This is a genomic window from Alterirhizorhabdus solaris (assembly GCF_007785815.1).
Taxonomy (GTDB): Bacteria; Pseudomonadota; Alphaproteobacteria; order Sphingomonadales; family Sphingomonadaceae; genus Alterirhizorhabdus; species Alterirhizorhabdus solaris.
In genome coordinates this window covers 25,217-38,916 of the sequence record NZ_VNIM01000038.1, presented here as the reverse complement: position 1 = coordinate 38,916, position 13,700 = coordinate 25,217, and the positions used below count along the sequence as shown (strand labels likewise).

Here is a 13,700-nt window from a genome sequence, read left to right as displayed (position 1 = left end):
ACGCCAAGCCGCGCCGCTACGGTCGCCGCCCCGCGCGGGCCGGGCGGCGTGGTGAGCACCCCGCCCCCCGGCTCCAACCGCCCCAACCCCGTGCCATACCCCCCACCCAGCCCGGGGGAGACAGACCCCGACGCCCCGGCGCCATCGCGGGTGCCAGCGAAGGCGCTGCGGGCATGGGCGGGCGGCTCGGCGAGGGTGGCGGGCACCATCTCCCCCGTGCCCGCCTATGCCGGCAGCGCCTTCTATGGCAGCCGCGATGCGACGAGCGTGTCGGGGTCTGTCTCGCCCGATCTGGGTGGCGGCTATGCCACGCTGTCGGGCCGGTTCGAGCGGGGCGACGGCTTCTTCACCACGCCGCCCGGCCAGCGCGTGGCGGCGACCGCACGGGCGCGCTATCGCGACTGGTCGGCCGGGCTGCGTACCGTGGCGCCGATCGACGCGCAGACCGAACTTCAGTTTCGCGCGCTGCTGTTCGACGACCGCCGCACGCTGCGCTTTCGCGGGGCGGACAGCGCGTCCGAAGGGCAGGATGCGAGCATCCGGCTGGTGCGGCGCGGTGGCTGGCAGGTGGATGCGCTGGCCTATGTGCAGGCGCGCAACTTCGCCAACAAGGTCGTCAGCGCCACCACGTTCCGCCTGACGCTGGACCAGCGTAACACCCCCTCCACCGGCCTCGGCGGCAAGATCGAGCTGCGTCCGCCGGTAGGGGCGGATCATGTGCTGCGCCTCGGCGTGGATACGCGGATCGGCGAGGGCGAGCTGTTCGAGGATGCCTATGCCGCCACCGGCCGCGTTACCACCCGTCGCAACGCCGGCGGGCGGACCACCACCACCGGCCTGTTCGTGGAGGACGACTGGACGATAGGCCGGCTGGTGCTGACCGGCGGCGTGCGCGGGGATCGCTGGACGATCACCGATGGCTTCTTTCGCGAGCGCGACAATGCCGGCACGCTCACCAGCAACCGCGCCTTCGCCGACCGGAACGGGGTCGCCACCACCGGGCGGGCGGGCGCGCTGTTTCGCGTGAACGGGGCGATCGCGGTGCGGGCGGCAGGCTATACCGGCTTCCGCCTGCCGACGCTGAACGAGCTGTATCGCCCGTTCGTCGTCTTCCCCGTCACCACGCAGGCCAACGCCGATCTGGGGCTGGAGAAACTGCGCGGCGTGGAGGCGGGGATCGACCTCACCCCCGCCGCCGGGGTGACGATCGCCGTCACCGCCTTTCACAACCGGCTGCGCGATGCGATCGCCAACGTCACCATCGGCCCCAACCTGCGCCAGCGCCGCAACGTGAATGCGGTGGTCGCGCGCGGGATCGAGGTAACGGCGGGCCTTGCGCGGGGCGCGGTGTCGCTCGACGCCTCCTATGCGTTCAGCGATGCCACGGTGCGCGGATCGGGCGCGTCGGCGGGGCTGGACGGCTTCACCCCCGCGCAAAGCCCGCGCCATGCCGCCAGCGCCACGCTCGGCTGGAAACCGGCGGACAACTGGCTCCTGTCGGGCACGGTCCGCTACGTCGGCCGGCAATATGAGGACGATCGCGAGACGGACGTGCTGCCGGATGCACTGACGGTCGATGCTGTCGCCCGCATCGGCATCACCCGCCGCCTCGCCATCGTCGGCCGGGCGGAGAACATCTTCGACGAGACGGTCGTGACGCGCAACCAGGGCGGGTCGATCGACCTCGGCACGCCGCGCACCCTGTGGATCGGCGTACGGCTGAACTAGGCGCGCGACGGGCCGCGCAGGCGCCGCGCCAGCGCCACGAGCAGCAGCACGACCACTACGGCGGCGGTATCGGCCACCCAGTCCATGATGTCGCAATCGCGATGCAGCGCGGGGATCGACTGGACCAGCTCGATCATCGCGCCGAGAAACGACAGCCGCTCGACGATCCGCGCCAGCCGGGCGTGGGGGTAGGCGAGCGCCGCCAGCAGCGCCATCACGCTAAACGCGGCGATGTGCTGCACCTTGTCCACCGGGTCGCCGGGCACCGCCGGCGGGTGCGGCAGCGTCGCCATCACCACCGCGAACAGCATCGCGCCGTAGAAGGCCGCGAGGGCCACGATGCGGAGGCGGGGGGCGGAGGTTTCGCTCATCGCCGCGCTATGGCGCGCGTGCGGCACGTTGCCAACGGCAAGGTCGAGGGTGCGCCCCCGATTTCCGCGAAACGCACCCTCCCTTCCGAAACGAAAGAGGCCAGCCTCGCTGCATATGCGCATGCTACCGATCGACCGGAGGACCAACCGACATGTCGCCGGATCGTTCTTACGTCATATGACGAATGTGATATTAATCGTGGATAACACTCGGCAAATGCCGGCCGTCAGGCAATGTTGACGCCCTGTTCGGCGGCCCAGCCGCTCAACACGCCGCGCATGTCGTGCGTGCCGCTGGCGAGCCATGCCGGCATCTCCGCACGTAGCGCCGCGACATCGAGCGAGCGGATCATCGCCTTGACCGGGCCGATCGCCGCCGGGGTGATCGACAGGCGCTCGATTCCGAGGCCGATCAGCGCCATCGCCTCCAGCGTCCGTCCGCCCATCTCGCCGCACCCCCCGATCTGCACCCCCGCCGCGATCGTCTGCTTCGCCACGCGGGCGAGGAATCGCAGGATGGCGGGGGAGAGCCAGTCGTAGCGTTCGGCCAGCTTGGGGTGCGCGCGATCGGCGGCGAACAGGAATTGCGTCAGGTCGTTCGTGCCGATCGACAGGAAATCAAGTTTCGGCAGCAGCACGTCCAGCATCTCGGCCAGTGCCGGCACCTCCAGCATGGTGCCGTAGCGGATCGCGTGCGGCACCGCCCGGTTGCGCCCGGCGACCCACGCGCGCTGCGCCTCGAACAGCGCCTGCGCCTGATCGAACTCCCACGGCTCGGACACCATCGGGAACATCACGTTGAGCGTGCGGCCGGCGGCCGCCTCGATCAGCGCGCGCGCCTGCGCCTTCATCAGTGCATCGCGATCGAGCGCGAGGCGGATCGCGCGCCAGCCCATCGCCGGGTTCTCCTCGCGATCCTCGTCGTCGCCGCCCTTCATGTAGGGCAGCGCCTTGTCGCCACCGATATCGACCGTGCGGAAGATCACGGGCCGGTCGCCGGCGGATTCGAGCACGTCGCGATACAGCCGCTGCTGGGTTTCGCGGCGGGGCAGGGTGGCCGAGACGAGAAACTGGAACTCGGTGCGGAACAGGCCGATCCCGTCCGCCCCGGTCACGTCCAAGGCGGCCACGTCGTCGCGCAGGCCGGCGTTTACCATCAGCGTGATGCGCTTGGCGTCCTTGCTGCACGGCGGCAGGTCGCGCATCGCGGCGAACTCGGCGCGGCGTTTCTGCGTCACGACCAGCTTGGCGTCGAACGCATCCTCCATCAGCGGCGTGGGGCGCACGAAGACGCTCGCCTGATTGCCGTCGAGCAGCAGGAAATCGCCCTCCGCCACCATCCGCCGGATCGATCGCACGCGGCCGACCACCGGCACGCCCATGGCGCGCGCCACGATGGTGACGTGGGCGGTGAGCGAGCCTTCCTCCAGCACCACGCCCTTTAGCCGTCGCTTGTCATATTCGAGCAGTTCGGCCGGGCCGAGGTTGCGCGCGATCAGGATCGAATCCTGCCGCAGCCCCAGTTGCGCCGCCGTGCCCAGCTGGCCGGAGACGATCCGCAGCAGCCGGTTCGACAGGTCCTCAAGATCGTGCATCCGGTCCGCCAGCAGCGGATCGCTGATCTCGCGCATCCGCATCCGCGTGCGCTGCTGCACCCGCTCGATCGCCGCCTCGGCGGTGAGGCCACTGTCGATCGCCTCGTTGATCCGCCGGCCCCAGCCTTCGTCGTAGGCGAACATCTTGTAGGTGTTGAGCACGTCCTGATGCTCGCCCGCCACGCCGAACTCGGCCTGGCTGGTCATCCGCTCGATCTGCTCGCGCATCTGGCGGAAGGCGGCATAGACGCGGTGACGCTCGGCCTCGGTGTCCTCGGCCACGGTGTGTTCGATGTGGATACGCGGCTGGTGGAACACGACATGGCCGCGCCCCATGCCCTCGACCAGTTTCAGCCCGGTGAGGCGCACGGCGCCCTGATCGCGGCTGGCGGAGCGGCTGGCCGCATCGTCGATCAGGCCGGCGCCGGCGATCAGCTCGGCCAGCACCATCGCCACCGTCTGCAACGCCTCGATCTCGATCCCGGCATAGCGGCGCGAGGCCTCGTGCTGCACGGCCAGCACGCCCACCGCCTGCTCGCGCCGCACGATCGGCACGCCGGCGAAGCTGTGGTACAGTTCCTCGCCCGTCTCCGGCTTGTAGGCGAAGTCGGGGTGGCTGGTGGCCTCGTCCAGATTGAGCGTCTCGACCTGCTCGGCGATCTTGCCGACCAGCCCCTCGCCCAGCGCCAGCTTGGTGACGTGCACCGATTCCTGTCGCAGCCCGCGCGTGGCGTACAGCTCCAGCACGCCGTCGCGCAGGAGGTAGATCGAGCACACCTCGCTGTGCATCGCCTCGCCGATGATCTGCACGACCTGGTTGAGCTTGGCCTGCGCGTTGGTGCGCGCGGCCATCACGTCGTGGAGGCGGGTGAGGATCTCGCGGGCGGCGGACGTTGCCGTCCCCTGGGGTGTCTGGGGCATGACCCCGGGGCTATCAGAAAGCGGCGCGGCTTTCCAATGCCGCAGCGGCCTGATCGAGCAGCGCGCGGATGATGTCCGCCGCCGGCTCCTCCCTGGTCACCATGCCGACGGACTGGCCCGCCATCAGCGAGCCGTTCTCCACGTCGCCGTCCACCACCGCGCGGCGCAGCGCGCCCGCCCAGTAATGCTCGATCTGCAACTGCGCCTCCGCCATCGCCACCTTGCCCTCATCGAGCGACAGCGCGACTTCGCGCTGCTTGGCGGTGAACAGGTCGCTCGATGCGTTTTTCAACGCGCGCACGGGGATGACCGGCAGGCGCGGGTCGATCTGCACGCTGGCGACCGCATCGCGGGCCGACGCGCGGATGAACGCTTTCTTGAAATTCGGATGCGCGATCGATTCGGTCGCGCAGACGAACCGCGTGCCCAGTTGAACGCCGGCCGCCCCCATCTCCAGATAGCCCGCGATCGCCTCGCCCCGGCCGATCCCGCCGGCCACGAACACGGGCAGCGTGCCGGCGATCTCTGGCAGCATTTCCTGTGCCAGTACGCTGGTGGAGACGGGGCCGATGTGGCCGCCGGCCTCCATCCCCTCTATTACCAGCGCGTCCACGCCGGAACGGATCAGCTTTTTCGCAAAGGCGAGCGTCGGCGGGAAACAGATGACCTTCGCGCCCGACGCCTTGATCCGCTCGATCGCGCCGCCCGGCGGCAATCCGCCGGCCAGCACGACATGGCCGACACCGTGCCGCGCGCAGACGTCGATCAGGTCGGACAGGGCCGGATGCATCGTGATGAGGTTCACGCCGAACGGCTTGGTCGCCAGCGCCTTCGTCGCGGTGATCTCCGCATCGAGCAGCTCGGGCGTCATCGCCCCGCACGCGATCACGCCGAAACCCCCGGCGTTCGAGATCGCGGCGACGAGGTTGCGCTCCGACACCCACGACATCGCGCCCGCGAGGATCGCGTGATCGGCGCCGAGGAAATCGGCGCCGCGTGCCATCAGCCGGTCGAGGCGGGCGTGGCTGGCGCTCACGTGGCGCTGGCCGCGCCGACGACCGCTTCGGGGGCTTCCTCCGGCGCCTCGAGGCCGTAGGCGGTGTGGAGCACGCGCACCGCCAGTTCGGTATAATCCTCGTGGATCAGCACGCTCACCTTGATCTCCGACGTGGTGATCGCGAGGATGTTGATGCCGCGATCCGCCAGCGACTTGAACATCTGGGCGGCGACGCCGGCATGGCTGCGCATCCCCACGCCCACCACCGAGACCTTGGTGACGGCGGTATCGTGCACGACCCGATCGAACCCGATCGTCGGCCGCTCGCGCTCCAGCACGTCCAGCGCGCGGGCCAGCTCGGCCTTGGGCACGGTGAAGGTCACGTCGGTCGATCCGGTATCGTGCGCCACGTTCTGCACGATCATGTCCACGTTGATGCTGGCATCGGCCAGCGGCGAGAAGATCGTCGCCACCGCGCCGGGCCGGTCGGGCACCGCCACGATGGTGATCTTCGCCTCGTTCTTGTCGTGCGCGATGCCGGTGATGAGCTGACGTTCCATGCTTCCCTCTTCGATCTCGTCCTCGCCCACGATCAGCGTGCCGCGGTGCCCGTCCTCGTCGCGCGCGTCGTCGAACGACGACAGCACGCGCACGCGGACCCGTTCCTTCATCGCCAGCCCGACCGAGCGCGTCTGCAACACCTTGGCGCCGACCGAGGCCAGCTCCAGCATCTCCTCGTAGGTGACCTTGCTCAGCTTGCGCGCGCGCGGCACGATGCGCGGATCGGTGGTATAGACGCCGTCCACGTCGGTATAGATGTCGCAGCGATCGGCCTTCATCGCCGCCGCGATCGCTACCGCCGACGTATCGGAGCCACCCCGGCCCAGCGTCGTCACCCGGCCTTCCGCCGTCACGCCCTGGAAGCCGGGGATCACCGCCACCTCGCCGCCGGACATCGCCTTGCCCAGCGTTTCGGCGTCGATCGTGCCGATGCGGGCCGACGCATGCGCGTCCGACGTGCCGATCGGCAGCTGCCAGCCGAGCCAGCTGCGCGCCTTGCAGCCCATCGCCTGCAATACGATGGCGAGCAGGCCGCTCGTCACCTGTTCGCCGGACGACACCACCACGTCATATTCGCGCGGATCGTAGAGGGGGCTTGCCTCCCGGCAGAAGCCGACCAGCCGGTCCGTCTCGCCCGACATGGCGGAGACGACGACGGCGACCTCGTGGCCGGCATCCGCCTCCTCCTTCACGCGTCGGGCCACGTTGCGGATCCGCTCGATCCCCGCCATCGAGGTGCCGCCGAACTTCATCACGATACGGGCCATGGACTTGATCGATCCTGCGCTTGAATTGGCCTTGGGCGAAAAGGCGCGGCCCTGATAGGGAGAGGGGCATATGAACGCAAGCACGCACCCCGTAACGCCGACGATCGATCCGGCGGAAGCCGCCCATTTCGGCCGCATGGCCGCAGACTGGTGGGATCCGAAAGGCTCCTCCGCCATGCTGCACCGGCTGAACCCGGTGCGGCTGGGCTATATCCGCGCCGCGGTCGACACGCACTGGCATGGTAACCCGGACACGTTCACCCCGCTGGAGGGCCGGCGCGCGCTGGACGTGGGATGCGGTGCGGGGCTGCTGGCCGAGCCGCTCGCCCGCCTGGGCGCCACGGTGACGGCGCTGGACGCCGCGCCCGAGAACATCGCCGTCGCCCGCGCCCACGCCGTCGGGCAGCGCCTGACGATCGATTATCGCGCGGTGGGGGTGGAGACGCTGGCGGACGAGCGGTTCGATCTCGTCACCTGCATGGAGGTGATCGAGCATGTGAGCGACCCGGCCGGCTTCGTCGCGGCGCTGGCCCGGGTGCTGGCACCGGACGGGCTGCTGATCCTTTCCACCCCCAACCGCACGCCCTTGTCGCGGCTGGGGATCATCACCGTCAGCGAGGGGCTGGGGCGCATCCCGAAGGGCACGCACGACTGGGACAGGTTCATCCGCCCCGAGGAACTCGCCGTGTTGCTGACGAGCGCCGGCTTGCGGGTGACGGACACGACCGGGTTGGCCTTCTCCCCGGGCCGGGGGCTGGTGCTGTCGGAGAATGTGGCGCTGAACTATCTGGTGACGGCGGTGGCGGATAGCGGTTCGTCGTGACGAACAAGCCGCAGATCGAACGCCCTGATCTGATCGTACCGGACACCGGCCCGCTCATCCACCTCGCGCAGGCCGATGCCCTGCACCTGCTTCACCAGATCGGAGGGCGCGTCGTCGTAGCCGACATGGTGGCGCTGGAGGCGACGCAGGACATGGCCAAGCCCGGCGCCCGCCAGATCGAGGCATGGATCGAGGCGGGGCGGCAACCGGGGTCGAACGCCCCCGTTCTGGTTGCCGAGACCGAAATCGGGGCGCTTTTCCTGCAAGCGCGCAAGACCGATCCGGACATCCGGCTGCGGAACGCCGGGGAACTGGCGATCCTCGAATGGCTCGGCAGCTATGTCGAGCATACGGGCCATGCGGGCCATGATGTCCTGATCGTCTACGAGAACGGCAAGATTCCCCGCTTCGTCAGGGAAACCGGCCTCGATCTGGATACCGACGTGCTCACCACACGCGCCTTCCTCGAACTGGCGGAGCGCCGGGGCATCGTCGCCAGCGCGGCGGACTACTGGCAGCGCATCGTCGCGGCGGCGCCCACGGCGAACCCCGATATCAACATCATGATGCAGCGCCGGCCGGGTACGGGCGGTAGCTGACGGGGGGATCTTCCCCGACTGCCTATTCCCAGAAATCCACCTTGTCGTAATGCGCCGGCGGCGACACGATCTCCATCCGCTCGCTCAGCAGCGGGCGGAAGCTCGGGCGGCTCTTCATCGCGGCGTACCATTCCCGCGTGCGGTCGTGGACGCGCCAGTCGATGCCGCCGAGATAGTCCGCCACCGATAAATGCGCGGCGGCGGTGAGGTCGGCGAGGCTCAGCACCGGGCCGCCGATCCAGCGGCGATGGTCGAGCAGGTAGTCGACGTAATCGAGGTGCGCGTTGGCCACCTTCATCGCCTCCCGCAACGCCTTGGCGTCGGGAGTGGCGCGGTGGACGATGCGCTTCAGCAACCGCTCGTGCATCAGCGGGGCGACCACGTCGGCATACACCTTCTCGTCGAACCACGCGCACAGTCGGCGGATTTCGGCGCGGTCGGCGGCGGTGCCGGGCAGCATCGCCGCCTTTTCCACCGTCTCCTCGACATATTCGCAGATCGCCACCGAGTTCATCAGGACGAGATTGGTCTCGGTATCGACCATCACCGGGGTCTGCCCGGCAGGGTTCATGTCGATGAACTCGTCGCGCTGGAGCCACGGCGATTCGCGCACGAGATCGTATCCGATCGCCTTCTCGCCAAGGAGAAGACGTACCTTGCGCGAGAAGGGGCACAGGGGAAATTGATAGAGCTGCCACATGACGCCCCTGTTACGGGGGCGGGCAGGCGGGCGGAAGCCAAATAAAGGCCCCTCCCTCGCGCGGGAGGGGCTTTCGGTCGCTTTACTCCGCCGCGACCGCCTCGGCCTGCGTGTCGGTCAGCGGGTGTTCGAGGCGGGAGAGCATCTCCTTGGGGCACACCTGCCACACGTTCTCGCGCCAGCGATCCCAATCGTCGAGGATCGTGTTCGACCACTTGCTGTCGGTCGCCACCGCATGCTCGGCGACGAGCGACTTCAACCGCGTTTCCCAGTAGGTCGAGCCGAGCCGCTGCCACACGATGCTGTCCGGGTTGGCGCGACCGGGGAAATCGCCCGTCTCGTCGAGGATGAAGGCCATGCCGCCGGTCATCCCCGCGCCGAAATTGTCGCCGGTCGCGCCCAGGATCACCGCCGTGCCGCCGGTCATATACTCGCAGCCGTTGGCGCCGCAGCCTTCGACCACCACCGTCGCGCCGGAATTGCGCACGGCGAACCGCTCGCCCGCCTGGCCGGCGGCGAACAGCTTGCCAGAGGTGGCACCGTACAGCACGGTATTGCCGATGATCGTGTTCGCCTTGCTCTCCAGCGGCGACGACACCATCGGGCGGACGGTGATGATCGCCCCCGACAGGCCCTTGCCGACATAGTCGTTGGCATCGCCGAACACTTCCAACGTCAGCCCCTTGCAGGCGAACGCGCCCAGCGACTGACCCGCACTGCCGCGCAGGCGGACCTGCACATGCCCATCCGCCAGCTTCGACATGCCGAAGGTGCGGGTGATCTCCGCGGAGAAGCGTGTGCCGACCGCGCGGTGCGTGTTGCGCACCGAATAGGTGAGCTGCATCTTCTCGCCGCGATCGAACACGGCCTTGGCGTCACGGATCATCTGTGCGTCGAGGCTGTCGGGCACCTCGTTGCGGTGGCCTTCCACCTGGAAACGCCGATGATGGTCGGGCGCGTCCACCTTGGCGAGGATCGGGTTGAGGTCGAGGTCGTCGAGATGCTCGGCGCCGCGGCTCACCTGCCGCAGCAGTTCGGTGCGGCCGATGATCTCGTCGAGCGACTTGACCCCCAGCTTGGCGAGAATCTCGCGCACCTCCTCGGCGATGAAGGTCATCAGGTTGATGACCTTTTCCGGCGTGCCGACGAACTTCTTCCGCAACGCCTCGTCCTGCGTGCAGACGCCGACCGGGCAGGTGTTCGAGTGGCACTGGCGCACCATGATGCAGCCCATCGCGACGAGCGACAGCGTGCCGATACCGAACTCCTCGGCGCCCAGGATCGCGGCGATCACGATGTCGCGCCCGGTCTTGAGGCCGCCGTCGGTGCGCAGCTTCACGCGGTGGCGCAGGCCGTTCAGCGTCAGCACCTGATTGGCTTCGCTGAGGCCCATCTCCCACGGCGTACCGGCATATTTGATGCTGGTCTGCGGGGAGGCGCCGGTGCCCCCGACATGGCCCGCGATCAGGATCGCATCGGCATGCGCCTTGGCCACGCCGGCCGCGATCGTGCCGATGCCGGCCGACGAGACGAGCTTCACGCACACGCGGGCACGCGGGTTGATCTGCTTCAGGTCGTAGATCAGCTGCGCCAGATCCTCGATCGAATAGATGTCGTGATGCGGCGGCGGGCTGATGAGCGTCACGCCCGGCGTCGAATGGCGCAGGCGGGCGATCATCTCGGTCACCTTGAAGCCGGGCAGCTGCCCGCCCTCGCCGGGCTTGGCGCCCTGCGCGACCTTGATCTCGAGCTCCTCGGCGGAGCCGAGATATTCGGCGGTCACGCCGAAGCGGCCGCTCGCGATCTGCTTGATGACCGAGTTGGCGTTGTCGCCGTTCTCGTAGGGCTTGTAGCGCTTCTTGTCCTCACCGCCCTCGCCGGACACGGCCTTCGCGCCGATCCGGTTCATCGCGATCGCCAGCGTCTCGTGTGCTTCCGGCGACAGCGCGCCGAGCGACATGCCGGGGGTGACGAACCGCTTGCGGATCTCGGTGATGGCCTCGACCGAATCGATCGGGATGGCTTCGCGCGCCCAGTTGAACTCCATCAGATCGCGCAGGTAGATCGGCGGCAGGTCCTTCACCCCGCGCGAGAACTGCAGGTAGGTGGAGTAGCTGTCGGTGGCGCACGAGCTTTGCAGCAGGTGCATCAGCTGCGCCGAATAGGCGTGTGCCTCGCCCCCTGCGCGCTGGCGGTAGAATCCGCCGATCGGCAGCGTCGTCACCACCTCGTCGAACGCCGCCTCGTGGCGCAGCGTGGCGTTGAGCTGGAGCGAGGCATAGCCCTCGCCCGAGATCTTGGCCGGCATCCCCGGGAACAGATCGTTGCACAGCGCGCGGCTGAGGCCGACCGCCTCGAAGTTGTAGCCGCCGCGATAGCTGGAGATCACCGCGATCCCCATCTTCGACATGATCTTGAGCAGGCCGTCGTCGATCGCCTTGCGATGGCGCTTGAGGCACGCCTCCAGCGACAGGTCGCCGAACAGGCCGCGCCCGTGGCGCTCGGCGATGGCGGCCTCGGCCAGATAGGCGTTCACCGTCGTCGCGCCGACGCCGATCAGCACCGCGAAATAATGCGTGTCGAGGCACTCGGCCGACCGCACGTTGACCGACGCATAGGAGCGCAGTCCCTTGCGGACGAGGTGGGTGTGGACGCCGGCGGCCGCCAGCACCATCGGGATGGCGATCCGCTCCGGCCCGACGTTCTCGTCGGTCAGGAACAGCTCGGTCTTGCCCTCGCGCACCGCCTTCTCGGCCTCCGCGCGCACCGTCGCGATCGCCTGACGCAGCGCGTCGGCGGGGCCGTTGATCGCGAAGGTGCAGTCGATCTCGGCAGCGTTTGCGCCGAAATGCCGCTTCAGCCGCGCCCAGTCGCTGCTCGCCAGCACCGGTGAGTCGAGCACCAGCACGTTCGACTGCTGCGCCTCGGAATCGAGGATGTTGGCAAGATTGCCGAACCGCGTCTTCAGCGACATCACCTGCGTTTCGCGCAAGGGGTCGATCGGCGGGGTTGTGACCTGCGAGAAGTTCTGGCGGAAGAAATGGCTGACGATGCGCGGCTTGTCCGAAATGACGGCGAGCGGGGTATCGTCCCCCATCGAGCCGATCGCCTCCTTGGCATCCTCCACCTGCGGGGACAGGATCAGCTCCATGTCCTCCAGCGTCTGCCCGGCGGCCACCTGACGGCGGATCAGCTCCGGCCGGTCGAAACGCAGCGCGATATCGCTGTCGTCACGCGGCAAGTCCTCGAGCGCTCGGAAATCCTTGATCCACTCGCCATAGGGCTGCTCGCCCGCGATCCGGTCCTTGATGGCGCGGTCGTCGTAGAGCTTGCCCTCGTCCAGATCGATCGCGATCATCTGCCCCGGGCCCATCCGGCCCTTGGCGATCACCGACGATTCCGGCACCACGACCATGCCCGTCTCGGAACCGACGATCAGCAGGTTGTCGGCGGTACGCGTGGTGCGCAGCGGGCGCAGCGCGTTGCGGTCGACACCGGCGACGACCCAGCGGCCATCGGTCATGGCGAGCGCGGCCGGGCCGTCCCACGGCTCCATCACGGAGGCGAGATAGGAATACATGTCGCTGTGCGGGCGGGGCATCGCCTTGTCCTGCCATGCCTCCGGCACCAGCATCAGCTTGGCGGTTGGGGCATCGCGGCCCGAGCGGCAGATCGCCTCGAACACGGCATCGAGCGCGGCGGTATCGGAAGCGCCGGCCGGGATCAGCGGCTTGATCTCCTCCGAATGCTCGCCGAAGCTGAGCGCCGCCATCTTGATCTCGTGGCTCTTCATCCAGTTCTTGTTGCCGCGGATCGTGTTGATCTCGCCGTTGTGCGCCAGCGTGCGGAACGGCTGGGCCAGCCACCATTGCGGGAAGGTGTTGGTGGAGTAACGCTGGTGGAAGATCGCCACGCGCGACACGAACCGCTCGTCCTGCAGGTCCGGGTAGAACACCGACAGGGCTTCGGCGAGGAACAGCCCCTTGTAGATGATCGACCGGCACGACAGCGAGCAGACGTAGAAGCCCTGGATCTGCGCCTCGATCACCTTGCGCTCGATCCGCCGGCGGATGAGGTAGAGATCCTTCTCGAACTCGGCCTGGCTCGCGGCATCGGGCAGGGGCCCGGCGATCATGATCTGCTCGATCTCGGGGCGCAGCGACATCGCCTTCTCGCCGATCACCGAGATATCGACCGGCACCTGCCGCCAGCCGTAGATGGTGTAGCCGAAATCGATGATCTCGGATTCCACGATGGTGCGACAATGCTCCTGCGCGCCAAGGTCGGTGCGCGGCAGGAAGATCATGCCCACCGCCAGCCGGTTGGCCATCGGCTTGTGCCCGGCATGCTCGATCGCATCGTCGAAGAAGCGGACGGGCAGGTCGACGTGGATGCCGGCACCGTCGCCGGTCTTGCCGTCCGCATCCACCGCGCCGCGATGCCACACCGCCTTCAGCGCATCGATGGCGGCGGCAACGACGCGGCGCGAGGCCTTGCCGTCGGTCGCGGCGACGAGGCCGACGCCGCAGGCATCGCCCTCATATTCGGGGCGGTACATGCCGTATTCGGCGATGCGGGCGCGTTCGGCGTCGGAGGCCGCAGGCTGGTCGTAGGTCATGGTCGTAGTCCCTTCGCAGG

At 68.5% G+C, this 13,700-nt stretch carries 9 protein-coding genes; 3 read left to right on the top strand and 6 right to left on the bottom strand.

Features of this window, described 5'->3' with window-relative positions; genetic code table 11:
• Positions 1–1,728, top strand: a 1,728-nt coding sequence (locus FOY91_RS10785) for a TonB-dependent receptor plug domain-containing protein (protein WP_145151321.1), incomplete at its 5' end; no start/stop codon positions are given.
• Here FOY91_RS10785 and FOY91_RS10780 read toward each other — a convergent pair.
• The 4 genes from FOY91_RS10780 to FOY91_RS10765 form a co-directional block, all read right to left on the bottom strand.
• Positions 1,725–2,099 (bottom strand): VanZ family protein, encoded by a 375-nt coding sequence (locus FOY91_RS10780; protein ID WP_145151319.1) that lies wholly within the window; start codon positions 2,097–2,099, stop codon positions 1,725–1,727. The two genes, FOY91_RS10785 and FOY91_RS10780, sit on opposite strands and share 4 nt — an antisense overlap.
• Positions 2,100–2,326: 227 nt before the next feature.
• Positions 2,327–4,615 carry a phosphoenolpyruvate--protein phosphotransferase gene (gene ptsP / locus FOY91_RS10775; RefSeq protein ID WP_145151317.1) on the bottom strand — a complete coding sequence of 763 codons (2,289 nt, stop codon included), beginning with the start codon at positions 4,613–4,615 and terminating at the stop codon, positions 2,327–2,329.
• A 13-nt stretch (positions 4,616–4,628) separates the two neighbouring features.
• On the bottom strand, positions 4,629–5,618 hold the full coding sequence (locus tag FOY91_RS10770; RefSeq protein WP_145151346.1) for an NAD(P)H-dependent flavin oxidoreductase: 990 nt from the start codon (positions 5,616–5,618) through the stop codon (positions 4,629–4,631).
• 29 nt (positions 5,619–5,647) lie between these two features.
• The gene (locus FOY91_RS10765) at positions 5,648–6,940 is read right to left on the bottom strand and encodes an aspartate kinase (RefSeq protein ID WP_145151314.1); all 1,293 of its coding nucleotides are present in this window, start codon (positions 6,938–6,940) and stop codon (positions 5,648–5,650) included.
• A 70-nt stretch (positions 6,941–7,010) separates the two neighbouring features.
• Here FOY91_RS10765 and ubiG point away from each other — a divergent pair, with 70 nt between their 5' ends.
• Together ubiG and FOY91_RS10755 are read left to right on the top strand one after the other, a co-directional pair.
• Positions 7,011–7,763: a bifunctional 2-polyprenyl-6-hydroxyphenol methylase/3-demethylubiquinol 3-O-methyltransferase UbiG gene (gene ubiG / locus FOY91_RS10760; RefSeq protein WP_145151311.1), complete on the top strand. Its 753-nt coding sequence runs from the start codon at positions 7,011–7,013 to the stop codon at positions 7,761–7,763.
• Positions 7,760–8,362, top strand: coding sequence for a PIN domain-containing protein (locus FOY91_RS10755; RefSeq protein ID WP_145151307.1), 603 nt, complete (start codon positions 7,760–7,762; stop codon positions 8,360–8,362). The genes ubiG and FOY91_RS10755 overlap by 4 nt, the downstream gene beginning before the upstream one ends.
• Before the next feature lie 22 nt (positions 8,363–8,384).
• Here FOY91_RS10755 and FOY91_RS10750 read toward each other — a convergent pair whose 3' ends face one another.
• Both FOY91_RS10750 and gltB read right to left on the bottom strand, forming a co-directional pair.
• Positions 8,385–9,062, bottom strand: coding sequence for a glutathione S-transferase family protein (locus FOY91_RS10750; RefSeq protein ID WP_145151304.1), 678 nt, complete (start codon positions 9,060–9,062; stop codon positions 8,385–8,387).
• Positions 9,063–9,144: 82 nt separating this feature from the next.
• Positions 9,145–13,680 (bottom strand): glutamate synthase large subunit, encoded by a 4,536-nt coding sequence (gene gltB, locus FOY91_RS10745; protein ID WP_145151299.1) that lies wholly within the window; start codon positions 13,678–13,680, stop codon positions 9,145–9,147.
• Positions 13,681–13,700: the final 20 nt, after the last annotated feature.